The 22829-nt window shown below is 41.3% G+C and carries 22 protein-coding genes and 1 tRNA gene; 15 read left to right on the plus strand and 8 right to left on the minus strand.

Annotated features, from left to right (window positions below; translation table 11 throughout):
- Positions 1 to 29: 29 nt before the first annotated feature.
- Positions 30 to 413 carry a PUR family DNA/RNA-binding protein gene (locus tag ACNORC_RS14995; RefSeq protein WP_418336487.1) on the minus strand — a complete coding sequence of 128 codons (384 nt, stop codon included), beginning with the start codon at positions 411 to 413 and terminating at the stop codon, positions 30 to 32.
- A 74-nt stretch (positions 414 to 487) separates the two neighbouring features.
- Positions 488 to 2245, minus strand: a complete 1758-nt coding sequence (locus ACNORC_RS15000; protein ID WP_418336488.1) for an ABC transporter ATP-binding protein — start codon at positions 2243 to 2245, stop codon at positions 488 to 490.
- A 131-nt stretch (positions 2246 to 2376) separates the two neighbouring features.
- On the opposite strand from ACNORC_RS15000, the gene ACNORC_RS15005 reads away from it, so the two are divergent.
- From ACNORC_RS15005 to yajC, 4 genes are all read left to right on the plus strand, one after another.
- Positions 2377 to 3474, plus strand: coding sequence for a Glu/Leu/Phe/Val family dehydrogenase (locus ACNORC_RS15005; protein ID WP_418336489.1), 1098 nt, complete (start codon positions 2377 to 2379; stop codon positions 3472 to 3474).
- 86 nt (positions 3475 to 3560) lie between these two features.
- Positions 3561 to 4499, plus strand: a complete 939-nt coding sequence (locus ACNORC_RS15010; protein WP_418336490.1) for a transcription antitermination protein NusB — start codon at positions 3561 to 3563, stop codon at positions 4497 to 4499.
- A gap of 48 nt (positions 4500 to 4547) precedes the next feature.
- On the plus strand, positions 4548 to 4997 hold the full coding sequence (locus ACNORC_RS15015; protein ID WP_418336491.1) for a DUF1573 domain-containing protein: 450 nt from the start codon (positions 4548 to 4550) through the stop codon (positions 4995 to 4997).
- Between the two features lie 24 nt (positions 4998 to 5021).
- The gene (gene yajC, locus ACNORC_RS15020) at positions 5022 to 5312 is read left to right on the plus strand and encodes a preprotein translocase subunit YajC (RefSeq protein WP_418336492.1); all 291 of its coding nucleotides are present in this window, start codon (positions 5022 to 5024) and stop codon (positions 5310 to 5312) included.
- A 67-nt stretch (positions 5313 to 5379) separates the two neighbouring features.
- Here yajC and ACNORC_RS15025 read toward each other — a convergent pair whose 3' ends face one another.
- Together ACNORC_RS15025 and pepT are read right to left on the minus strand one after the other, a co-directional pair.
- The gene (locus ACNORC_RS15025) at positions 5380 to 5973 is read right to left on the minus strand and encodes a YdeI/OmpD-associated family protein (protein ID WP_418336493.1); all 594 of its coding nucleotides are present in this window, start codon (positions 5971 to 5973) and stop codon (positions 5380 to 5382) included.
- A gap of 40 nt (positions 5974 to 6013) precedes the next feature.
- Positions 6014 to 7258, minus strand: coding sequence for a peptidase T (gene pepT / locus ACNORC_RS15030; protein WP_418336494.1), 1245 nt, complete (start codon positions 7256 to 7258; stop codon positions 6014 to 6016).
- A 111-nt stretch (positions 7259 to 7369) separates the two neighbouring features.
- On the opposite strand from pepT, the gene ACNORC_RS15035 reads away from it, so the two are divergent.
- From ACNORC_RS15035 to guaB, 7 genes are all read left to right on the plus strand, one after another.
- A complete protein-coding gene (locus tag ACNORC_RS15035; RefSeq protein WP_418336495.1) occupies positions 7370 to 8392 on the plus strand; it encodes a quinone-dependent dihydroorotate dehydrogenase in 1023 nt (340 codons plus the stop codon).
- The gene (locus ACNORC_RS15040; protein ID WP_418336496.1) at positions 8389 to 9006 is read left to right on the plus strand and encodes a LysE family translocator; all 618 of its coding nucleotides are present in this window, start codon (positions 8389 to 8391) and stop codon (positions 9004 to 9006) included. Before ACNORC_RS15035 ends, ACNORC_RS15040 begins: the two co-directional genes overlap by 4 nt.
- A gap of 127 nt (positions 9007 to 9133) precedes the next feature.
- The gene (locus tag ACNORC_RS15045) at positions 9134 to 9997 is read left to right on the plus strand and encodes a hydroxymethylglutaryl-CoA lyase (RefSeq protein WP_418336497.1); all 864 of its coding nucleotides are present in this window, start codon (positions 9134 to 9136) and stop codon (positions 9995 to 9997) included.
- A gap of 126 nt (positions 9998 to 10123) precedes the next feature.
- The gene (locus ACNORC_RS15050) at positions 10124 to 11290 is read left to right on the plus strand and encodes a putative porin (protein ID WP_418336498.1); all 1167 of its coding nucleotides are present in this window, start codon (positions 10124 to 10126) and stop codon (positions 11288 to 11290) included.
- A gap of 90 nt (positions 11291 to 11380) precedes the next feature.
- Positions 11381 to 11902 (plus strand): FMN-binding protein, encoded by a 522-nt coding sequence (locus tag ACNORC_RS15055; protein ID WP_418336499.1) that lies wholly within the window; start codon positions 11381 to 11383, stop codon positions 11900 to 11902.
- Entirely contained in the window at positions 11902 to 12396 is a 495-nt protein-coding gene (locus ACNORC_RS15060; RefSeq protein WP_418336500.1) for an Aq_1264-related membrane protein, read from the plus strand. Before ACNORC_RS15055 ends, ACNORC_RS15060 begins: the two co-directional genes overlap by 1 nt.
- A gap of 154 nt (positions 12397 to 12550) precedes the next feature.
- Positions 12551 to 14023, plus strand: coding sequence for an IMP dehydrogenase (gene guaB / locus ACNORC_RS15065; RefSeq protein WP_418336501.1), 1473 nt, complete (start codon positions 12551 to 12553; stop codon positions 14021 to 14023).
- 77 nt (positions 14024 to 14100) lie between these two features.
- On the opposite strand, the gene ACNORC_RS15070 is transcribed toward guaB, so the two are convergent.
- Entirely contained in the window at positions 14101 to 14607 is a 507-nt protein-coding gene (locus tag ACNORC_RS15070; RefSeq protein ID WP_418336502.1) for an OmpH/Skp family outer membrane protein, read from the minus strand.
- Between the two features lie 76 nt (positions 14608 to 14683).
- Positions 14684 to 14938, minus strand: a complete 255-nt coding sequence (locus ACNORC_RS15075) for a hypothetical protein (protein WP_418336527.1) — start codon at positions 14936 to 14938, stop codon at positions 14684 to 14686.
- A 172-nt stretch (positions 14939 to 15110) separates the two neighbouring features.
- Here ACNORC_RS15075 and ACNORC_RS15080 point away from each other — a divergent pair, with 172 nt between their 5' ends.
- From ACNORC_RS15080 to ACNORC_RS15095, 4 genes are all read left to right on the plus strand, one after another.
- The gene (locus ACNORC_RS15080; protein ID WP_418336503.1) at positions 15111 to 15944 is read left to right on the plus strand and encodes a peptidyl-prolyl cis-trans isomerase; all 834 of its coding nucleotides are present in this window, start codon (positions 15111 to 15113) and stop codon (positions 15942 to 15944) included.
- Positions 15907 to 17355, plus strand: a complete 1449-nt coding sequence (locus ACNORC_RS15085) for a peptidylprolyl isomerase (RefSeq protein ID WP_418336504.1) — start codon at positions 15907 to 15909, stop codon at positions 17353 to 17355. Before ACNORC_RS15080 ends, ACNORC_RS15085 begins: the two co-directional genes overlap by 38 nt.
- Before the next feature lie 7 nt (positions 17356 to 17362).
- Positions 17363 to 18316: an AAA family ATPase gene (locus ACNORC_RS15090; RefSeq protein WP_418336505.1), complete on the plus strand. Its 954-nt coding sequence runs from the start codon at positions 17363 to 17365 to the stop codon at positions 18314 to 18316.
- Positions 18317 to 18620: 304 nt separating this feature from the next.
- Positions 18621 to 20888: an aconitate hydratase gene (locus tag ACNORC_RS15095; RefSeq protein WP_418336506.1), complete on the plus strand. Its 2268-nt coding sequence runs from the start codon at positions 18621 to 18623 to the stop codon at positions 20886 to 20888.
- A gap of 289 nt (positions 20889 to 21177) precedes the next feature.
- Here the strand turns inward: ACNORC_RS15095 and ACNORC_RS15100 are convergent, their stop codons facing one another.
- Both ACNORC_RS15100 and ACNORC_RS15105 read right to left on the minus strand, forming a co-directional pair.
- The gene (locus ACNORC_RS15100; RefSeq protein WP_418336507.1) at positions 21178 to 21600 is read right to left on the minus strand and encodes a hypothetical protein; all 423 of its coding nucleotides are present in this window, start codon (positions 21598 to 21600) and stop codon (positions 21178 to 21180) included.
- A 1099-nt stretch (positions 21601 to 22699) separates the two neighbouring features.
- Positions 22700 to 22786, minus strand: a tRNA-Leu gene (locus tag ACNORC_RS15105).
- Positions 22787 to 22829: the final 43 nt, after the last annotated feature.

Here is a 22829-nt window from a genome sequence, read left to right on the forward strand (position 1 = left end):
GACGGTTTTTCAAAAAAGTTATTTTCAGATTAAATATCGTCGAAACTGATATCAGTAAAATTCGCGGCAGATGGAGTTTTTTCAGTTTGAGCTGTGTCCTCCTCTTCATATTCTTTCTTGAAATTTTTCTGGTGTCTTTCGCTAATGACCTCTTCACCTTTTTCTTCCAGGATATAATCTGTCATCTCCTTCAGGATCTCATTGAACCCGGCAAAATCTTCTTTATAAAGATAGATCTTGTGCTTTTTATAGTGGAAAGATCCGTCATCATTGGTGAATTTCTTACTCTCAGTTATGGTAAGATAGTAGTCATTCGCCTTAGTCGCTCTAACATCAAAGAAGTAAGTACGCCTACCTGCTCTTAAGACCTTGGAAAAAATCTCTTCTTTTTCAATCGTTCCATTGTCGCTCATAATCAATTGTCTTTTACGGTTTGTAAATCATAGGTTCAAAATTCTAAAAAAAATTAACATTTCGCAACAAATTTTTACATTTCTTTTTCACTCAGTTGTTTGAGATAAAGTTCTTTGTAGTAGCCTTCGGTATTCAGTAATTCCTGGTGTGTTCCCCTTTGAACTACCTCTCCGCCCTCCAGGATAATTATCTTATCTGCATTTTTAACAGAAGAGATACGGTGGCTCACTATGATTGTGGTCTTATTTTGGGAGATCTTGAAGAGATTGTTTAAGATTTCTTCCTCAGTTTCAGTATCTACTGCGGAAAGTGAATCGTCAAAAAGAAGGATCTTCGGATCATGAATAATGGCTCGTGCAATAGAAACGCGTTGCTTCTGTCCTCCGGAAAGAGTTATACCCCGTTCACCAAGCACGGTGTCATAACCTTTGGAGAAACCGGCGATGTTACGGTGAACCGCTGCATTCTTCGCTGCTTCTACAATTTCTCCTTCTGAAGCGTCTGCTTTTCCGAATTTTATATTATTCCTTATGGAGTCACTAAAGAGGAACGCATCCTGTGGTACATAACCAATGCTGTCCCGTAGTTCAGTGAGGTTCATCGTACGAATATCTTTTCCGTCGATGAGGATCTCTCCTTTTTCAACATCATAAAGACGACCAATAAGCTCCAGGATAGTAGATTTTCCTGCTCCGGTCTTGCCAATGATAGCCAGGGTTTCCCCACTATTCACCTCAAAACTTACATTTTTGAGAGCTGTGATATGGGTATCTTCATAGGTGAAAGTGACATTTTTGAAGGCTACTGCTCCCTGTACATCTTCCGGTTCATTGGAGGGATTTTGGATCTGTGGTTCTTCCTTTAGGAATTCGTTGATACGGCGTTGAGAGGCCTCGGCCTGTTGCACGATGGAAGTTACCCAGCCAACAGTTGCTACGGGCCAGGTAAGCATGTTGACGTAAAGTAGAAACTCAACAATGATCCCCAGGTTGTCAATTTCACCGGTGATGAACTTATGGCCTCCTATGTAAATTACCAGGATGTTACTGGCTCCGATAAGCAGTACCATAAGTGGAAAAAAGAAAGCCTGCACCTTAACCAGGTCAATATTCTTTTCCTTGTTCTCATTGGAAAGGGCTACAAAGGCCACGTTTGTTTGAGGTTCGAGTCCGTAAGATTTTATCACGGAGATCCCGCTAAAACTTTCCTGAGTGAAAGTATTCAGTTTAGAAAGATACTGTTGTACAATAGTACTGCGCTGGTTAATGGCAACGCTCAGTTTATAAATAGCGAAAGACAAAATGGGCAGGGGTGCTATGGTATACATCGTAAGCTCAGGCGCCTGGGTGAACATATATGGGATCACCACGATAAAAAGTATCCCGGTCTGCACACTATACATAATGGCCGGCCCCAGGTACATTCGAACTTTCGAGACATCTTCACTGATCCGGTTCATGAGATCACCGGTTCGGTTCTGTTTGTAGAAGTTGAGGGATAGTTCTTGATATTTCCGGTAGATCTCGTTCTTGAGATCATATTCCATGTGCCGGGACACCACAATAAAGGTCTGCCGCATCAAAAAGGTGAAAAAAGCACCAATTAAAGTTGCACCAATGATCAATAGAATATTGGTGATAAGTTCAGATCGCACTGCCGCTGCAGAAACTGTCTCACCATTCACATATTTTTCAATAGCATTGGTAGATTCCCTAATGAGCCTGGGAGTGACCAAAGCGAAAAGGCGCGCGAGAATAGTGATGAATAAACCGCCTATCAGCAACCATTTATATTTGAGAAAGTATTTATTAAGATGCTTTAAATGCTTCATAGTTGCAAAACCTGCGTTTTTTGGCAATTTCTTATTTAACAGTTGAAAAATATGTTTGAAATTGAAATATTAATTATTTTTGCCACATAATATTTCGTAGTACGAAAATTTTATCAACTTAATTTAATCTTATGACAGTGGATGTTCTAAAGCCAAATGAACTTAAAAAAGCCGCTCCGGTCTTTGGGCAGCTTTCCTTTGATGACCATGAACAAGTGGTTTTTTGTAACGACAAAGATACAGGTTTAAAGGCAATTATTGGAATTCACAATACAGTTTTAGGGCCTGCTTTGGGAGGTACCCGTATGTGGAACTATAGTAGTGAATGGGATGCTTTGAATGATGTACTAAGGCTTTCACGCGGGATGACCTTTAAGAGTGCCGTGACAGGATTGAACCTGGGAGGAGGAAAAGCGGTTATTATAGGAGATGCAAAAACGCAAAAGACTCCTGAGCTAATGCGCAGGTTCGGTGAATTTGTTCATTCTTTGAGCGGAAAATATATCACTGCGGAAGATGTGGGAATGGAAACTGCCGATATGGATACCGTGCGTGAAGTGACTCCTTATGTTACCGGAATCTCTGAAGATAAAGGAGGAGCAGGAAACCCTTCTCCAATTACGGCTTACGGTGTTTTCATGGGAATGAAAGCCGCCGCAAAATATAAATATGGATCTGACAACCTACAGGGAAAAAGCGTTCTTGTACAGGGGATTGGACACGTAGGCGAATCCCTTGTTGAGCATCTTACCAAAGAAGGAGCAAAGGTGATCATCAGTGATATTAACCAGGAGCGCCTGCAGGAAGTGAGCAAGCGATATAACTCCAGCATTTTTGAAGGTGGAAATGTATATGCTGCAGATGTAGATATCTATGCGCCTTGTGCTTTGGGAGCAACCATTAACGACGATACCATTGACAGCTTTAAAGCTTCCATTATTGCCGGAGCAGCAAACAATCAGCTGGCTGATGACCGCCGACATGGAATTATCTTAAGAGAAAAAGGCATTGTATATGCTCCGGATTTCCTTATCAACGCCGGAGGTATCATCAATGTGTATGCTGAACTGGAAGGCTATGGTAGAAAAGAGATCATGGAAAAAACTGAAAATATTTACAACACTACGCTTGAAATATTGACCAGTGCTGATGCTAATGATATCTCTACCCATGAAGCTGCTCTTAAGGTGGCGCAGCAGAGAATAGCTGACAGAAAAAATCAGAAATAACCCGAGCGGTTCTTAATTAAATATTATTTTTGCGGGGCGAAAGGAATTTTCTTTCGCCCCTAATTTTTTAAAGTTCTTTTACAGCTATGTTAACCAGAAGACATATCCGGGTTAAAGTAATGCAGTCTTTGTACGCGTACTCCCAAAGTGAAAATGACAATATGACTTCAGAAGAGAAATTCCTTCTGAAAAGTATGGATGAGATGTACGACCTGTATCTTTTAATGCTGCAGCTTATAGTGGAAATAAGAGATCATGCCGAAGATTACCAGGAAAAAAGTCGTCTTAAACATTTGCCTTCTGACGAAGACAGAGATCCAAATCCAAAATTCATCAATAACGGTGTGATTTCAATGCTTGCTGAAAACGCTGCTCTTAAAAATGCAGTTGAAGCTCGAAAGCTGAATAATTGGAAGAATGATGACGAGTATGTTGAGATCCTTTGGAATGAGATCAGGAATAGCGAGACATATAACAACTATATGTCTACACGATCCGGAGATTTTAAGGAAGACAGGGATTTTATCATCAGGATCTTTAAAGATATTATAGCGCCTAATGAAAAGCTGTATGATTATCTTGAAGATAAGAAGATAACCTGGGTTGATGATCTGCCATTGGTGAATACTTCGATTGTTAAGATGCTTCAGAAGGCGAAACCTGAAAGCGAACTGAAGCTGGTGAAACTCTTCAAGAATTCAGATGATAAAGACTATGCCGTGCAGCTTTTTAGAAAGACATTGCTAAACGATGAAAGTCTGGCCGGTGAAATGGAAGGTAAGACCCCAAACTGGGATAAGGAGCGTATCGCAGACCTGGATTCCATCCTGATCAAAATGGCTATCTGTGAATTTTTAAAGTTTTCTTCTATTCCGGTCAAGGTCACTATTAACGAATATTTAGAAATTGCCAAAGAATACAGTACTCCAAAAAGCAGTATTTTTATCAACGGTATTCTTGATAAACTCTCAAAAGAGTACAAAGAAACCGACAAACTGAATAAAATAGGAAGGGGACTTATGTAGTCCTTAAAAATTTTTAATTTTAACAACTTTAACTATAAAATCTAAATCATGAAAAAAGGAATCTATTTCTTAGCAGTTATCGCTGCCGTGGCATTTACTTCCTGCAAGGAAGATGCGGCCAACAAAGTGAAAGCCGAAAACGTGGAAGAAGCAGCTGAGCGTGACGCGCAGGAAGTTGTGTATCCTGTGATGACTTTCGAAGAAACTGAATATGACTTCGGTACTATTGAGCAAGGAACTCCGCAGGAGCATACCTTTACCTTTACAAATACTGGAAAAGCTCCATTGGTTATTACCAACGCATCCAGTTCTTGTGGTTGTACCGTTCCTACCTACACAAAAGAACCTGTTGCGCCGGGTGAAACTGGTGAGCTATTGGTGAAATTCAATGGTAGTGGTCAAAATCAGGTAACAAAAACTGTAAATATTACTGCGAATACCGAAACCGGTAAAGAGCAACTTAAAATCAAGGCTTTCGTAAATCCTAAACAATCGTAAGGAATACGAGCCAATAACAAATCTATGGATCAATTAGCCCAGTTTGCCCCAATTATTTTAATGTTTGTAGTGGTGTATTTCTTTATGATACGCCCCCAAATGAAACGTGCGAAACAAGAAAAACAATTTGCCTCTGAACTGAAACGCGGAGACCGTATTGTTACCAAAAGTGGAATGCACGGTAAAATAATTGATTTCAGTGAAAAACAAAATGCGGTGATCATCGAAACGGGAGCAGGAAAGATCACTTTTGACAGATCTTCCATCTCAATGGAGATGAGCCGAAAACTTAATGAACCTGTAAAGGAAAAATAAACCTGTTACAGGCATAAATAAAAAACGCAGACCGGCCGGTCTGCGTTTTTTATTTGCTTTCTTATTTTTAGCAGTTTTTGTACTTATCATGCAGACCAGTACCGGCCTTGATCATTGGCAGGATCTTTTCCAGTCGACTCTTTTTTGTGGTTTCCCGTTTAGCTTCTGAAATATATTCACAATATTCCCGCTGCTTTCCCGGGCTGAGGTCTTGAAAAGCTGCTTTCAGGGCTTTGTCTTTGTTCATAGCGCCTTCCAGCTCAAGAGGGACTACAGTCTCCTTGTTTGTGTCCGGTTTTATTTCCTTGCCTTCTTTTTGATTTTGAATTGCCTCCTGAACATATTTATGTAAAGTGCCAATTGGCAGTTCTTCTCCTTTTTCAAACCTGATCTGTCTTAAGGCCTTTGTCTTCCCTTCCTGTGCGTTCTCCAGTAAAGCAGTATTTTCCTTCAATAGGGCTCCCTGGAAGAACCAAAGAGCGCAATGGTTCTTAAAAGCGCCGATGCCCACTACATTTTTTCCGTTGATAGTGTAGACAGGTCCTCCCCATTTCACGGTTTCCTCAAGTTCGGTAGCTGTAATCATCTCCCGCAGGGTCCTGATCTCTTCTTCCCAATTAGGATGATTGGTAATATATTCATCTACTGTTTTCGCTGCCATAGTTTAAAAGATAAGCTGCCCCGTAAGGTTTCAAAAAGGCTTATTTACGGAACTTTTCCGCAGTGATCTCAGCGATCTTCACGATCACTTCCACTGCTTTTTGCATACTTTCTACCGGTACATATTCATATTTTCCATGGAAATTGTGACCACCGGCAAAGATGTTTGGGCAGGGTAGGCCCATAAAGCTTAACTGGGCTCCATCGGTGCCGCCGCGAATTGGCTTGATAAGAGGTGTAATGTCCACACGTTCCATGGCTTCTTCGGCTATATCAACAATGTGCATTACAGGCTCCACCTTTTCCTTCATATTGAAGTACTGGTCTTTTATCTCCACAGTGACACAATCACGGTCATATTGCTTGCAGATCTCTGCACCCAGCTTTTTCATGACTTCCTTACGGGCCTCAAAGTGCTGCCGGTCGTGATCCCTGATAATATAATTAAGTTTGGTCTCTTCGACATCGCCTTTGATCCCGTTGAGATGGAAAAATCCTTCCCGTCCTTCAGTATGTTCCGGAGTTTCAAGTCTCGGCAGGGAATTGATAAAATCCTGAGCGATATACATGCTATTGATCATTTTGCCTTTCGCATAACCGGGATGTACGCTTTTACCGGTTACGGTCACCACTACTCCGGCGGCGTTGAAATTCTCATATTCCAATTCACCCACCTGGCTGCCATCCATGGTATAGGCCCATTCGGCTCCGAATTTTTTCACATCGAATTTGTGAGCTCCGCGGCCAATCTCCTCATCGGGAGTGAAACAAACTCTTATCTTCCCGTGTTTAACTTCGGGGTGTGCGATAAAATATTGCATCGCCTCCATAATTTCGGTGATCCCCGCTTTGTCATCAGCTCCCAGCAAAGTGGTTCCATCAGTAGTTATTAACGTTTGCCCTTTATACTCTAAAAGGTCTTCAAAATAATCAGGAGAAAGGATGATGTTTTTTTCCTTGTTCAGCACAATGTCCTTACCATCATAATCTTCAACGATCTGCGGATTCACATTTGTTCCGGAAAAATCCGGAGTGGTATCAAAATGGGCTACAAATCCTATAACAGGCACATCAAAATCAACATTTGAAGGTAAGGTAGCCATGACATAGGCATTTTCATCAATGCTCACTTCCTGCATTCCCATTTCCCGAAGTTCTTCGGTCAATTTCTTCGCCAGATCCCATTGTTTTTCAGTACTTGGTGTGCTATTGCTGCTTTCGTCGCTTTGAGTGTCAATTTTAACGTAACTGATAAAGCGGTCTATGATATTGTTTTTATCGGTCATTTTGGTTGAAGTTTCCCCAAAATTAGTGAACTCTGCTTCAGCTTCAAAACCTTTTGGCTTTTCGGAGTTTAATTCTTTAGGTTTGTGTTAATTTTGCCGAAAATCCAGATCATGTACAGAAAATTAGTACGCCCGCTACTTTTTAAAATTGACCCTGAAAAGGTGCATCATCTTACTTTTTCCTTACTTCGGAAAATGTTCAAACTGCCTTTGGTGCAGAGTATTGTTAAAAAGAAATTTGCTTTAGAGGATCCACGGCTGGAGCGGGAGGTTTTCGGATTAAAATTTAAGAATCCGGTGGGCCTTGCCGCCGGTTTTGATAAGGATGCAAAACTTTATAAAGAGTTGTCATCCTTCGGATTCGGTTTCATCGAAATTGGGACTCTTACCCCGAAGCCACAACCGGGGAACGAGAAGAAACGCATCTTCAGACTGGTAGGAGATAAGGCTCTTATTAACCGAATGGGTTTTAATAACGGCGGAGTGATGGCTGCTGTGGAGCGTTTAAAAAAGAACAAAGATGTACTGATTGGGGGAAATATTGGAAAGAATAAGGTCACTCCCAATGACAAGGCTGTTGATGACTACATCATTTGCTTTGACGCACTATTGGACCACGTGGATTATTTTGTGGTGAATGTAAGTTCTCCCAATACTCCGAATCTGAGGGAGCTTCAGGATAAGGAACCATTGACACTGCTTTTAAATACCCTTCAAAAAAGGAATTCTGAACGGCCTTCTCCCAAACCCATATTGCTGAAGATCGCGCCAGATCTTACTGAAGAGCAATTGCTGGATATCATTGACATAGTAAAGGAGACAAAAATCGCCGGCATTATAGCTACCAATACTACCATTTCCCGCGAAGGGCTCACTTCGGAGAAAAAGGAAGAGACCGGGGGCTTGAGTGGTCTTCCCTTAAAAGACCGGGCTACCGAAGTGATCAGTTTTCTTTCTGAAAAAAGTAACCACGCATTTCCTATTATTGGAGTGGGAGGGATCATGTCTGCTGAAGATGCCATTGAGAAACTTGAAGCGGGTGCCAGCCTGGTACAACTCTACACCGGATTTATTTACGAAGGTCCACAATTGATCAAAAAGATCAATAAAGCTATTTTAGAACGAGGTCTGTGATAGAACAATTGATCCCATTCCTGACAGCTTCAGTGCTGTTGACACTTTCTCCCGGTCCGGACATAATTTATGTGTTGGTGCAGGGAGTGACCAACGGAAAAAAGTATGGGATCGTTACTGCTTTAGGACTGGTAAGCGGCATTATCATTCACACCAGTTTGGTCGCGTTTGGTATTTCGGCAATTATAAAACAGTCTGAAATGCTGTTTTTCATCATTCGGCTATTAGGTGCTGCTTATCTTTTTTACCTCGCATGGCAGGTTTTTAAAAGCGACCCGAAAATTGCTTTTTCCACCACTGCTGTGGACGGGAAGAAGGGCCTCTTTTCCCTTTTTAAAAGAGGATTTTTGATGAACGTTCTCAATCCTAAAGTCGCCATCTTCTTTCTGGCATTTTTTCCGGGTTTTTTGTGGGATCCCACGGGTAATACGGTTTTACAGTTCTACCTGCTTGGCTTCATTTTCCTGTTACAGGCCTTTATCATCTTTTCTACGGTTTCCATACTCGCTGGCAAGATCTCGAAATACCTGCAGTCGCACCCACATTCGGGACTTATCTTTAAATGGTTACAGGTCTTGGTGTTTTTAGGAATTGGAATATTTATCCTGGTGTAGCTGCAGATGCTTCTGAAAATATTCTTCCAAAATGCCCTTTTTGAGAGGTATAATTCCGAATATTTATTTTTTCAAACTGCTGATTATCAAATCATCAATTTTTCTTCAAAATTGTATCTTTGAGCCTATGGCGCAGATCAAAATAATCGAATGTCCGCGGGACGCGATGCAGGGAATTAAGGAATTTATTCCTACTGAGAAAAAGGTTCAGTACATACAATCGTTGTTGCGTTGCGGTTTTGATACCATTGACTTCGGAAGTTTTGTCTCGCCAAAAGCTATTCCGCAGATGGCCGACACAGCTGAGGTTCTTTCCAAACTGGACCTCTCCAGAACCCGTTGCAAACTGCTCGCCATTGTAGCCAATACCCGGGGGGCACAGGATGCGTCACAGCACCCCGAGATCAATTATCTTGGATACCCTTTTTCAATTTCTGAAAACTTCCAGATGCGTAACACGCATAAGACCATTGCGGAATCTGTAGAAACGCTTCAGGAAATTCTCGACATTGCTGGAAAGACCGGAAAGGAAGTAGTGGCTTATCTTTCAATGGGCTTTGGAAATCCGTATGGAGATCCGTGGGATGTGGAGATAGTAGGGGAGTGGACCGAAAAACTTTCAGGAATGGGAGTGAAGATACTTTCACTTTCTGATACCATAGGAAGCTCTACTCCGGAAGTCATAGAATATCTTTTTTCCAATCTCATTCCGAAGTATCCAAAAATTGAATTTGGAGCCCACCTTCATACCACACCTTCCAGCTGGTTTGAGAAAGTGGATGCAGCATACCGCTCGGGTTGTACCCGCTTTGATGGAGCTATCCAGGGATTTGGCGGTTGCCCGATGGCAAAAGATGAACTTACCGGCAATATGCCTACCGAAAAACTACTTTCTTACTTCACCTCCCGTAAGGCAGAAACCGACGTCAAAATGATGAGTTTTGAGGCCTCACACAATGAGGCTACAAAGATCTTTACCGCTTATCATTAGGATTATCAATAGCTTTTTCTTCAGGTATTAAAAAATACTATTTAAAATTAGTCTAAATAAAGTTTGTTAAAAAATTTCACACTTCTATATTTGCATCACTATTTTAAACAAGTCTAAATAAATACCATGAGAAAATTATTACTTTCAGTTGTTTTGGGAGCGACAAGCATGCTTTCTTTTGCGCAGACTGATACTGACTCGATTACTTTTAATCCACAATACCAATTAAACTCTGCTCAAAGAGTATTGTCGGCAAATAATGATGCTGTTACCCTGGGAGCTTACGGAGAGATTACTTATAATCAACCAGAGGGAGATAATGGCGAGTTGGATGTTCAGCGTCTTGTAATGCTTTTAGGTTATCAATTCACTGATAAAGTTCAGTTCTTTACTGAAATTGAATTTGAGCACGTTGAAGAAGTTTACGTGGAGCAGGCATTTGTAAACTATAATGTTGCCAGAAATGTCAATTTGCGTGCTGGTCTTATGTTGGTGCCAATGGGAATTATTAATGAATACCATGAACCAACAACTTTTAATGGAGTGGAACGCCCTGCAATTGCAGGATCTATTGTTCCCACTACCTGGAGAGAAATAGGTGTGGGATTAACCGGAAGGATCAATTCAGCTAACCTTACCTATCAGGCTTATATTTTTAATGGTTTCCAGTCAACCGATTCTGATGGAAACGGTTTGCTAAAAGGAAGCAATGGTCTTCGTGGGGGACGCCAAAAAGGGATAAAGTCGACAATAAATACTCCAAACCTTTCTGCTAAAGTTGAATACTACGGTATCCTTGGAATGAGACTTGGTCTTGCCGGATATTTTGGTAGAACTCAGGCTGCAGACGAGGTTGATATGTTAGATGGAGCTGATGTGGGAATGTCTATGGTAGGCTTGGATGCACGATACGTTTACAAGCGTTTCACTGCCAGAGGGGAATATATTTATGCTTCGTTAACAGATACTGATGCATATAACAACCTTACCGGAAGAGATTTGGGAAGTGCTCTTTCTGGATGGTATGCTGAAGCAGCTTATAACTTGTTACCAACTATGAATAAGCAGAAACTATTTGCTTTTGCACGCTACGAGGATTATGATACTCACGCAGAAACTGCAGGTAGCCTGGTGGAAAATCCGGCTTATGACAGAAATGATATAACTCTTGGTCTAAGTTATCATATAGCTCCTGGAGTAGTTTTCAAAGGAGATTATCAAATTAAGGATAACGCCGTTGAAGGATATGACGCTAAGAACCAGGTGAATTTTGGAGTTGGAGTTTGGTTCTAAACTCTAAAGAAACTTTACTGCTGAAAGTCGGGAGAATCTCTCCCGGCTTTTGGCATTACTGCTTCCGTATTATTTAATTAAATTTGCAACATGATTCAGAAATTATTAATTACGATCTTTTTGATGTTTCCGTTGATGGGGATGATTGGGAATTCTGACGGTTTAGGAAAAAGAATTGACCGTGAAATAAGAGATGAGTTTCATGTAAGTTCCTTTGAACACCAGGGTGTGGAAATCCCCGATAACCTGCGTCAAAAATTACCTTCCAGGATATCAAAGGAGAATTTCTTTAAACTGAAAAGTGACGGAAATCTTATTGGTTATGCATACCTGGATAAGGCACCTAGCAAAACTGCTGAATTTGACTACCTGGTTATCTTCAACAAAGATCTGGTGATCGCACGAACCAAAGTATTGGTATATCGGGAAGAGTATGGAGGCGAGATTGGAAGCAAACGCTGGTTGCGCCAGTTTGATGGTAAGTCAAAATCCTCAGAGATCCATGATATTGCAGCTATTTCCGGAGCAACAATTTCTGTGCGGTCCATGAAATCTGCAGTAAAAGACCTTTTGGTAAGTGTTGAGATCTTAAAAGAAAACAAGGTTCTCTAATGCGCTATAACGGACTCCTCTTAAGCCTTCCAAGAGAGATAAGAACTTTTCTTGCTGTTTTTGTGATCGTGCTCTCGGTCGGTTATGTAACGGGACTTTTATTTGTAGGGCAGACGGAGACCACAACACCCGCCGGGATTGAAGAAAATTACCTGGGTAATGAGGATGATCCCGATGCAGAGGTGATGAAGTTTGAAAAAGGGGAGCGGGAGATGCTCACCATAATTCATACTCACGTACTTTCCATGTCCTTTATTTTTTTCCTCTTGGGAGGAATACTACTATTCGCACAGTTGCCTCAAAGAATTAAATTCTTCCTTATCCTGGAACCTTTCTTTTCCATCTTACTTACCTTCGGAGGGATCTATTTTGTATGGAAGGGAGTGGAATGGATGAAATACATCGTAGTTATTTCGGGAATCCTTATGACCTTCTGTTTTGCGGCCTCAGCAATAATTCTTCTATATCAGCTACTTCTGAAGAAAGCGAAGTAGTTTTTTTTTTGCAGAAAAAATTTTCCGCAGACTGCAACGATCTTCGCTTCAATTTCTCCACTCTAAAATCAAGAAAGGCAAATAATTAGTAAAACTTATTGCCGGCTTGTGAGTTTAACTCTGTATATTTGCACGCAATTAAATCTTAATTGCCATGATTGCACACAACTCCCGGATTGTAGGCGAAGGATTAACGTACGACGACGTACTTTTAGTTCCCGCTTTTTCAGAGATCCTTCCCCGCGAAGTCAATATCCAATCCAAATTCACCCGGAATATAAGTATTAACGTTCCCATTGTTTCCGCTGCTATGGATACAGTGACCGAATCCAGTATGGCAATTGCCATGGCCAGGGAAGGGGGAATAGGAGTACTTCACAAGAATATGACGATCGAGCAGCAGGCTCTTAAGGTGCGTAAAGTGAAACGGGCAGAAAGTGGGATGATCATTGATCCTGTTACCTTGCCTATTACCGCTAAAGTCCGCGATGCTAAAGAAAATATGCGCGAGCACAGTATCGGTGGGATTCCTATCGTTGATGACGAAGGAAAACTTCTTGGAATTGTTACCAACCGTGACCTTCGTTTTGAAAAGAATAATGACCGGCCGATTTCTGAGGTTATGACTTCAGAGAATCTTGTCACAGTTTCTGAAGGAACTTCTTTAGAAGAAGCTGAAGGTATTCTGCAGCAGAACAAGATCGAAAAATTACCGGTAGTTAATTCCGAAGATAAACTCGTTGGACTTATCACTTTTCGTGACATTACGAAACTCTCTCAAAAACCTATAGCCAACAAAGATAGCTTCGGAAGGCTACGTGTTGCAGCAGCCATTGGAGTCACCGGAGATGCAGTTGATCGTGCCGGAGCTTTGGTTAAAGCCGGTGTGGATGCGATTGTGATAGATACTGCTCACGGGCATACCAAAGGAGTAGTTACCGTTCTAAAGGAAGTAAAGAAGAATTTCCCAGAGCTGGAAGTAGTGGTTGGAAATATCGCTACTGCCGAAGCAGCCAAATATTTAGTTGAGGCGGGAGCCGATGCTATTAAAGTAGGTATTGGACCCGGTTCAATATGTACGACCCGGGTGGTAGCCGGAGTAGGTTTTCCACAATTCTCGGCTGTTCTTGAGGTTGCAGCTGCTATAAAAGGCAGTGGTGTACCTGTAATTGCTGATGGAGGTATCCGTTATACTGGTGATATTCCAAAAGCTATTGCCGCCGGAGCCGACTGCGTAATGCTCGGTTCGCTATTAGCCGGGACTAAAGAATCTCCGGGAGAGACCATTATATACGAAGGCCGTAAATTCAAGTCATACCGCGGAATGGGTTCTGTAGAAGCTATGAAGCAGGGTTCAAAGGACCGTTATTTCCAGGATGTGGAAGATGATATTAAAAAGCTGGTTCCGGAAGGTATTGTAGGGCGAGTGCCATACAAAGGTGACCTTTTTGAAAGTATTCACCAGTTTGTGGGCGGTCTACGTGCCGGAATGGGGTATTGTGGCGCTAAAGATGTTCAGACTTTACAGGAGACGGCAAAGTTCGTAAAGATCACTTCTTCAGGAATTCATGAAAGTCATCCTCATAACGTAACCATCACAAAAGAATCTCCTAACTACAGCAGGTAATAGGAATCTGAATAAATTAAAAGAGGCTGTTCAAAATTTGAACAGCCTCTTTTAATTATGGCAAAACGGTTTTTCTGTTACTTCGCAGAGATTCCAAGTTTTTCCATCACTTTGAGCGTAATGTCATACTGGTCTGAAGCGAAAGCAAGGTTATTTCCTGAAGCGTGGAAGATATGTGTATAATTCTCTGCTTTGATCACCTCTTCCATCGCAGCGTTGATCTTTTGGTAGTAAGGTTCAGAAAGCTCATTTCTCTTCATTTGCATCATTACAGTGGCCTTATTTCTAAAACCTTTGATCTCATTTTCCAGAGTAATGATCTCATTTTCCTTGGTAGTCTTTTCTTCTTCTGTATAACCATTACTATTGGCCTGATAATCTTTCACCAGGGTCTCATACTTAGTTACGGTGGTTTCCAGCTCTTTTTGAAGGTCATTATTATAGGCTTTCAGTCCTTCATCCACCTGTGCCATTTCAGGCATTTGGCTAAGAATGTATTCTGCGTCAATGGTACCTATTTTAGACTGTGCAAAAGTAGAAAGGCTCATTAAGGCCAATCCCAATACTAATACTGCTTTTTTCATGAAATTGATTTTGTTTTTCGCAAATATAAACGAGCAGGTTTACTTTTTTAGGATCCTGTTAGGATAATTTCAGAAATTATTCCTCATAAACTTGTCCGCGGTGTGGTTTTAATGCATCCCGAACAGCTTTCATTTCGCTTTCGTGCACCACGATATAGGCGGTACTGTAGTCGGGATTTACCTTCTCAAATCCGGTAATATTAAGAGAAATATCATTGGTCTTCACAAACTCCTTGAGGTGCAAAGCATGATGTTCAGCTGTGCGCGTAGAATCAGGTCCGCGGAAATCCCATATCAATTTTAATTTTCGTTCATCTTTCTTATCGGTCATATTCTTAGCTTTTAGTTCTTTCAAAAATGCCATTTTTGACACCCTTTCAAAAGTATACTTTTTTTTCTGCTCTGTCGTTTTACTAAGTAGTTGGTAAAGATGGCAGAATTCTTATTTTTGCCTATTCATGTATTCTCACAATCCTTTGAAAAAATTAAAAAGTATATCTTCTGTGTTTCTTCTGATGCTGCTGCTTCCCGGTTGCAGTTTTTTTGAAAAAACAGAAGACAGGGAAGTGGTTGCCAGGGTAAACGGTTCCTATTTATATAAAGAAGATGTCAACTCCCTGATCTCTGAGAATACCTCTCCAGAAGACAGTGCCTTATTGGTCTCTAACTTCATAAATCGCTGGGCGACCCAAAAGTTGTTGATCGATCGTGCAAAAGTGAATTTGAGTGACGAGCAATTGAGGGAGTTTGATAAGCTTGTACAGAATTATCAAAATGAACTCTATGCCAAGGCTTATACCGATGCTATTGTTGCCCGACAACTGGATACGAGCATTAGCATGGAAGCCGCTGAGCAATATTACGAAGAGAATGGAGAGAACTTTCTGCTGAATGATGACCTTGTTAAACTAAGGTACATCAATCTTTCCAAGCAAAATTCCGATTTTGAAAAGATAAAGACCCAATTCCGACGTTTTAATGAGGAAGATAAACAGGCTTTGTTGGATATGGCCATTCAGTTTAATTCGTATTCCTTGAATGATTCGGTTTGGGTAAAAACCAAACAGGTCTATGAAAAGATCAGGCCGTTAACCCCTCAAAATGATCAGGAATTCTTAAAAAACAAGAATTTTTTGCAACTCGAAGATTCATTAGGAGTATATTTGATCTCTGTTGAAGATGTGAAATTGCGCAATGAACAAGCCCCTTTGGAATATTCTTTGCCAAACATCAAACAGATCCTTCTGAATAAAAGAAAACTTGAACTTATCAAGAAATTAGAAAAAGACATTACTCAAGATGCTATTAAAAACGACAAATTTGAAATCTATAATTAATCACGCAGCAGTTGTTATTTTCACTGCTGTTTTTGCTACTGCACAGGCCCAGGAAGTGGTGGTGACCGATAGTACGGCTATCCAGGAAACCGCAATCCCGGTAAGAGATTCCCTTAAAAACTCACAGAAATTCAAAGTTGACGGAGTGGCCGCGGTTGTGGGTGATTTCGTGGTTTTGGATAGTGATATCGATAAAATGTACATTGAACTGCAAAGTCAGGGAGCTTCTATTAAAGATGTAACTCCTTGCAGTCTTGCCGGAAGGTTGATGGAGAACAAGCTTTATGCTCATCACGCTATTCAGGATAGTATCATAGTCTCAGATGCTGAGATCAATGCGAATGTAGATCAGCAGTTATCTTACATGACCCAACAGGTGGGATCTTTGGAAAAAGTGCTGGAGTTCTATAAAAAGGACAATGAAGCAGAATTTAGAGCAGAACTTTTTGAGATCAACAAGCAAAACAGGTTGGCCGGAGAAATGCAACGCAAGATTGTAGATGCGGTAGAGATCACTCCGGAAGAAGTTAGGGAGTTCTTTAGCAGTATTCCTGAAGATGAGCGGCCGGTGTTTGGGGATGAGGTTGAGATCGCACAGATCGTGGTGAAACCTGAAATTCCTCAGAAAGAAAGACAACGTATCATTGATCGTTTGAACGAAATGCGTGCTGATATTGTGGAGAACGGTGCAAGTTTTGCTACCAAGGCGGTATTATACTCTCAGGATCCCGGTTCACGTTCTTCCGGTGGAAAGATTTCCCTTTCCAGAAAAGATCCTTTTGTAAAAGAATTTAAAGATGCAGCTTTCAGTCTTCAGGAAGGAGAGGTAAGCGAACCTTTTGAAACGGAGTTTGGGTACCATATTCTTACCGTAGATAAGATCCGCGGGCAACAGGTAGATGTTAGGCATATCCTCCTTATTCCCGATGTGACCGAAGAGACCAAACAGAAAGCCTTTGAAGAAATTCAGAATGTGCGCGAAAAGATCGCCAGTGGCGAATTAAAGTTCGGAGTAGCTGCACGCGAAGTGTCTGACGAAAAAGAAACAAGAGAGAGCGGCGGACAATTGGTGAATCCTACTACTGGAGATACGCGTTTTGAGCTCTCCAAGATTGATCCTTTATTATACGAGCAGGTTGTAAACCTGAAAGAAGGAGAGGTTTCAAGAGTGATCACAGATCAGGATAACACCGGTCGTCCTTTCTACAAGATCATAACGGTCACCAATCGTTTTACGGAACACAAGGCGAATTACGCTCAGGATTATAACAAGATCAAAGATCTTGCTTTGCGTGATAAACAATTGAAAGCAATTGAAGACTGGCAGAGAGAAAAGATAAAAGATACGTATATTAAGGTCAACGGAGAGTATCGCGAATGTGACTTTTCGAGTAACTGGCTAAAACAGTAGAAATTGTATGTCTGATGTAGAAGCGGTAAAGAATCTCGTCACCCGGCACCAGCAACTTCGGCAGGAAATTGCCAAGAAGATTGTGGGGCAGCAGGAGGTGGTTGATCAGATACTGCTATCTATTTTCTCCGGAGGACATTCTTTACTCATCGGAGTTCCGGGATTGGCAAAGACCTTAATGGTCAATACCATTGCCGAGGCTCTGGGTTTGCACTTCAAGAGGATCCAGTTTACGCCGGATCTAATGCCGAGTGATATTCTGGGATCAGAAATTCTGGATGAGAATCGACAGTTTAAATTCATTAAAGGACCTGTTTTCGGGAATATTATTCTGGCTGACGAGATCAATAGAACACCACCCAAGACCCAGGCGGCGCTTTTAGAGGCAATGCAGGAAAGAGCGGTGACTGTGGCCGGGCAACACTATAAATTGAATCTGCCATACTTTGTACTTGCTACCCAAAATCCTATTGAACAGGAAGGGACCTATCCCTTACCTGAAGCCCAGCTAGACAGATTCATGTTTGCTATTAAACTTGATTATCCAAGTTTCGAAGAGGAGGTTGAGGTAGTGAAGACTACTACCTCAGACGAAGAGGCTTTTATAAATCCTCTTTTCTCGGCGAAAGAAATTGTGGATTTTCAACATCTTATCCGTCGGATACCTGTGGCAGATAATGTGGTGGAATATGCAGTAAACCTTGTGAGCAAGACCCGTCCTGCAGGAGACAAAGCTACAGATCTTGTGAGGGAGTTTGTCGATTGGGGTGCAGGGCCAAGAGCTTCTCAAAACCTCATTTTAGGAGCCAAAGCCCACGCAGCTGTAAACGGCAAATATTCTCCCGATATTGAAGATGTGCAGGCTGTGGCTTTCGGAATACTTCGGCACCGGGTGATCAAAAATTATAAGGCCGAAGCAGAAGGTATATCTGAAGAAGATATTATCAAGACCTTATTCTGATCCATTATTTATTCCCTAAATATTAAGGTCCTAAAAAGGGAATTTTAGGTCTCTGGTATTCTACATTCCAAAGATTTTAAGCCCCTGCTTTAATAATTTTTTCATTCTAAAAAATGATATTGGTGAGGAAATTGCCAATTTCTCATTCATGATGCTATAATATGCGATTTAGTTAATTTTTAGTGGATAATTTTCAGAAGTGCTAAAAAATATTCATTTAAAATTAGTCTTTAGTTATAATTTTTAATCTTCACCTATAATTAGTAATTTTGCAGAACTTCAGAACAAAAAAATAAATAAGACTATGGCTTACGATATTGATATGATCAAAAAGGTTTACAGCCAAATGGCAGAGCGTGTAAATGCTGCACGTGAAGCTGTTGGAAAGCCTTTGACTCTTTCAGAAAAGATCCTTTATTCTCACCTGTGGGATGGAAAACCTACTCAGAAATTTACCCGCGGAAAAGACTACGTTGATTTTGCTCCGGACAGGATCGCCTGCCAGGATGCAACTGCCCAAATGGCTTTGTTGCAGTTCATGCAAGCAGGGAAAAAGACGGTAGCTGTTCCAACAACTGTACACTGTGATCACTTGATCCAGGCTAAACTGGGAGCTCAATTTGACCTTCCAAGCGCCAAAAAATCAAGTGACGAGGTTTTTGATTTCCTTGAATCAGTTTCGAATAAGTACGGAATAGGTTTCTGGAAACCGGGTGCAGGTATTATCCACCAGGTTGTTCTTGAGAATTATGCTTTTCCGGGAGGAATGATGATCGGTACCGATTCTCACACGGTGAATGCCGGTGGATTGGGAATGGTAGCTATTGGAGTTGGTGGTGCAGATGCAGTTGATGTAATGGCCGGAATGCCATGGGAGCTAAAAATGCCAAAATTGATCGGGGTTAAGTTGACCGGAAAACTTTCGGGATGGACTGCTCCAAAAGATGTGATCTTAAAAGTAGCCGGAATTCTTACCGTAAAAGGGGGAACTGGAGCTATTATTGAATATTTCGGAGAAGGAGCACAATCTATGTCCTGTACCGGAAAAGGAACTATTTGTAACATGGGTGCCGAAGTAGGGGCTACGACTTCTACTTTTGGTTATGACGATTCAATGGAGCGTTACCTGCGTGCCACAAATCGTACTGATGTTGCCGATGCAGCAAATGAAGTAAAAGAGCACCTAACCGGCGATGCCGAAGTTTATGCAAATCCTGAGCAGTATTTCGATGAGGTGATCGAGATCAATCTTTCCGAACTGAAGCCTCACCTTAACGGTCCGTTTACACCAGACCTTGCTACACCTATTTCAGAAATGGGCAAAAAAGCAAAAGAGAACGACTGGCCTATTAATGTGGACTGGGGATTGATAGGTTCGTGTACTAACTCTTCATACGAAGATCTTACCCGTGCTGCTTCCATTGCGAAACAGGCAGTTGATAAAAAAGTTAAAGCAAAATCAGATTTCGGAATAAATCCCGGGTCTGAACAGATACGTTTTACTGCGGAAAGGGATGGTTTACTTCAGATCTTCGAAGATCTTGACGCTACTATCTTTACGAATGCCTGCGGGCCATGTATTGGTCAGTGGGACCGAAGTGACCGTAAAGGCGATGAGAAGAATACCATCGTGCATTCCTTCAATCGGAATTTTTCTAAAAGAGCCGATGGGAACCCTAACACACATGCGTTTGTAGGATCTCCTGAAATGGTGGCTGCAATTGCAATTTCCGGAAGACTGGATTTTGATCCAACTACAGATACCCTTTTGAATGAGGATGGAGAACATGTAAAATTGGACGAGCCTACAGGACTTGAATTACCTCCAAAAGGTTTTGATGTGGAAGATCCGGGTTACCTGGCCCCTACAGAAGATGGTTCTTCTGTAGAGGTGAAAGTTAGTCCGACTTCTGAAAGATTGCAGTTGTTGGAACCTTTTGAGCCATGGGATGGTAAGAACCTGATGGGTGCAAAACTTTTGATCAAAGCCTTCGGAAAATGTACTACTGACCATATCTCTATGGCGGGTCCATGGTTAAGATTCAGAGGACACCTGGATAATATTTCGAACAACTGTCTTATTGGAGCTGTGAATGCTTTCAACAAGAAGACAAACTTCGTGAAGAGCCAGATCACCGGGGAATATGACGGAGTACCGAATACACAGAGAAAATACAAGGCAGCCGGTATTCCTACTGTTGTAGTGGGAGATCATAACTACGGAGAAGGATCCTCCCGTGAGCATGCTGCAATGGAACCAAGACACCTGGGTGTTAAGGTGGTGCTGGTGAAATCTTTTGCAAGAATTCATGAGACTAACCTTAAGAAACAGGGAATGTTGGGTATCACATTTGCTAATGAGAACGATTACGATCTTATTCAGGAAGATGATACCTTCAACTTTATAGATCTTGAAGATTTTGCACCAGACAAGCAGCTTACGATCGAGATCGTACATGCTGACGGTTCAAAAGATACTATAAAAGCAAATCATACTTATAACCTTCCTCAAATAGAGTGGTATAAGGAAGGTTCTGCTCTTAACCTTATCAAAAAGCAGAATGCCGCATAAGGTAATTCACATAGATTGATAAAAACTCCTGCTTTTGGCGGGAGTTTTTTGTTTTGATAGTTTCAGTGTATCCAAAAAGGAACGAGTTAGTATGACTGGAAACAGATAGGGTGCTTCAAAGTGGTTCGAGGAAAAGATTTGAGAATCATTATGAGGTGAAATAAAAAAGAGGCAATTCATGTTGAATTGCCTCTTTCAAAAAGTAGATGAGAGACTTCGGTAGAAGAATCTACCGAAGCATATATCAAGTAATTTTTGCCCCCCAGTAAAAATTACTCATTCTCATCTATTATGGCAGGGATTCCAGCTTCTTTTTCTGTTTCAACAGAACTTCAAGTGTTGAAGGTGGAATATCCTGGTTATAAAGTGTATCGTAATAAAGTTTTATATTTTTCTTTTCCTTCTCGTAACACACTTTCAGATTAGGATCATTAAAGGTGTTTCGTGCGAGGTAATCCAATTTCAAAAAGATAGGCAGGAAATTCAGTATAGCGATGCCTAATCGGGAATCCTGTAGAGAATTCCTGATATTGAAAAGAAGCCGCCTGATCTCCAATTTGGCTTTTTCTCTTATTTCTATAAGACGTGAAATATTGTCTGCCAGGTCTTTTTCTTCCTTGGGCAGGTCATAATACAAGACGTAGTACATCTGTAGGAGATGGTCGTTGGATAGGTCAAGTCGCAATAGCTGAGAGTAGAGTTGGAACTGCATAATCAATTACATATTAGAAGGAACTTTTACTATCATAAAAATAGCAATTAAATGCCCTTCTTGATCTTGTAAAAAATTGATTAACAATAATTTATCTTTTGAGTCAGAGAAATTGTAAGAAAGGTGAAATTTTTAAGAGGTGGCAGTTTTTTCCTACTAAAGACGCGAGATAAAATCGATAAAGGGAAAGAAAAAAGAATTGCCCAGAGCGGACCCGAAACTCCCTGTCGGCAGAAGGGGGCGGACCCCTTTTTTCATTTGCAAAACGGCAAATTTTATATCCTTTGGTTAGTAAACATTTATAGTATTCGATCTTTTAGACCTGCCTATCGTGTAAAAAAATCCTAAAAATTTCCATTTGAATTTTCAGGGTCACTGGTGCCCAGAGCGCGACTCGAACCTGCCTGTCGGCAGATAAGCCCACACGCCCTCTAATATTTTTTATAGGTTAGATTTTGTATCCTTGATTTACTAATCTTTTATAGAAATCGATCTGCCAGACCTACCCTCAGGAAAAAAAACCTAAAAATTCCCATTTGAATTTTCAGGTTCACCGGTGCCCAGAGCGGGACTCGAACCTGCCTGCCGGCAGGCAGGCCCGCACGTCCTTCAATATGTTTTATAGGTTAGATTTTGTATCCTTTTTGTACTAATCTTTTAAAGAAATCGATCTGCCAGACTTACCCTCAGGAAATAAAGAAACCCTAAAAATTCCCATTTGAATTTTCAGGGTCACTGGTGCCCAGAGCGGGACTCGAACCTGCCTGCCGGCAGGCAGGCCCGCACGTCCTCTAATATGTTTTATAGGTTAGATTTTGTATCCTTTATGTACTATTCTTTATAGAAATCGATCTGCCAGACCTACTTACAGAGAATAAAAAAACCCTAAAAATTCCCGTGTGAATTTCTAGGGTTACTGGTGCCCAGAGCGGGACTCGAACCTGCCTGCCGGCAGGCAGGCCCGCACGCCTTCTAATATGTTTTATAGGTTAGATTTTGTATCCTTTTTGTACTAATCTTTTAAAGAAATCGATCTGCCAGGCCTACCTACAGGGAATAAAAAAACCCTAAAAATTCCCATTTGAATTTTCAGGGTTACTGGTGCCCAGAGCGGGACTCGAACCCGCACGCCCTAATGGACACATGGCCCTCAACCATGCCTGTCTACCAGTTCCAGCACCTGGGCATTCTATAATTTATTTTCTGTTGTGGAGTGGTTTCTGAAAGAG

This window comes from Salinimicrobium soli, assembly GCF_048323655.1.
GTDB lineage: Bacteria > Bacteroidota > Bacteroidia > Flavobacteriales > Flavobacteriaceae > Salinimicrobium > Salinimicrobium soli.

What these genes read in the sequence shown, in the direction of transcription:
- ACNORC_RS15050 (WP_418336498.1), top strand. Translation starts at nt 10,124, where the DNA reads ATGAGAAAATTATTACTTTCAGTTGTTTTGGGAGCGACAAGCATGCTT.
- ACNORC_RS15100 (WP_418336507.1), bottom strand. Translation starts at nt 21,600, where the DNA reads ATGCAGTTCCAACTCTACTCTCAGCTATTGCGACTTGACCTATCCAAC.
- ACNORC_RS15055 (WP_418336499.1), top strand. Translation starts at nt 11,381, where the DNA reads ATGATTCAGAAATTATTAATTACGATCTTTTTGATGTTTCCGTTGATG.
- ACNORC_RS15090 (WP_418336505.1), top strand. Translation starts at nt 17,363, where the DNA reads ATGTCTGATGTAGAAGCGGTAAAGAATCTCGTCACCCGGCACCAGCAA.
- ACNORC_RS15070 (WP_418336502.1), bottom strand. Translation starts at nt 14,607, where the DNA reads ATGAAAAAAGCAGTATTAGTATTGGGATTGGCCTTAATGAGCCTTTCT.
- ACNORC_RS14995 (WP_418336487.1), bottom strand. Translation starts at nt 413, where the DNA reads ATGAGCGACAATGGAACGATTGAAAAAGAAGAGATTTTTTCCAAGGTC.
- ACNORC_RS15010 (WP_418336490.1), top strand. Translation starts at nt 3,561, where the DNA reads ATGTTAACCAGAAGACATATCCGGGTTAAAGTAATGCAGTCTTTGTAC.
- ACNORC_RS15005 (WP_418336489.1), top strand. Translation starts at nt 2,377, where the DNA reads ATGACAGTGGATGTTCTAAAGCCAAATGAACTTAAAAAAGCCGCTCCG.
- pepT (WP_418336494.1), bottom strand. Translation starts at nt 7,258, where the DNA reads ATGACCGATAAAAACAATATCATAGACCGCTTTATCAGTTACGTTAAA.
- ACNORC_RS15035 (WP_418336495.1), top strand. Translation starts at nt 7,370, where the DNA reads ATGTACAGAAAATTAGTACGCCCGCTACTTTTTAAAATTGACCCTGAA.
- ACNORC_RS15075 (WP_418336527.1), bottom strand. Translation starts at nt 14,938, where the DNA reads ATGACCGATAAGAAAGATGAACGAAAATTAAAATTGATATGGGATTTC.
- guaB (WP_418336501.1), top strand. Translation starts at nt 12,551, where the DNA reads ATGATTGCACACAACTCCCGGATTGTAGGCGAAGGATTAACGTACGAC.
- ACNORC_RS15085 (WP_418336504.1), top strand. Translation starts at nt 15,907, where the DNA reads ATGCTATTAAAAACGACAAATTTGAAATCTATAATTAATCACGCAGCA.
- ACNORC_RS15045 (WP_418336497.1), top strand. Translation starts at nt 9,134, where the DNA reads ATGGCGCAGATCAAAATAATCGAATGTCCGCGGGACGCGATGCAGGGA.
- ACNORC_RS15000 (WP_418336488.1), bottom strand. Translation starts at nt 2,245, where the DNA reads ATGAAGCATTTAAAGCATCTTAATAAATACTTTCTCAAATATAAATGG.
- ACNORC_RS15015 (WP_418336491.1), top strand. Translation starts at nt 4,548, where the DNA reads ATGAAAAAAGGAATCTATTTCTTAGCAGTTATCGCTGCCGTGGCATTT.
- yajC (WP_418336492.1), top strand. Translation starts at nt 5,022, where the DNA reads ATGGATCAATTAGCCCAGTTTGCCCCAATTATTTTAATGTTTGTAGTG.
- ACNORC_RS15095 (WP_418336506.1), top strand. Translation starts at nt 18,621, where the DNA reads ATGGCTTACGATATTGATATGATCAAAAAGGTTTACAGCCAAATGGCA.
- ACNORC_RS15060 (WP_418336500.1), top strand. Translation starts at nt 11,902, where the DNA reads ATGCGCTATAACGGACTCCTCTTAAGCCTTCCAAGAGAGATAAGAACT.
- ACNORC_RS15025 (WP_418336493.1), bottom strand. Translation starts at nt 5,973, where the DNA reads ATGGCAGCGAAAACAGTAGATGAATATATTACCAATCATCCTAATTGG.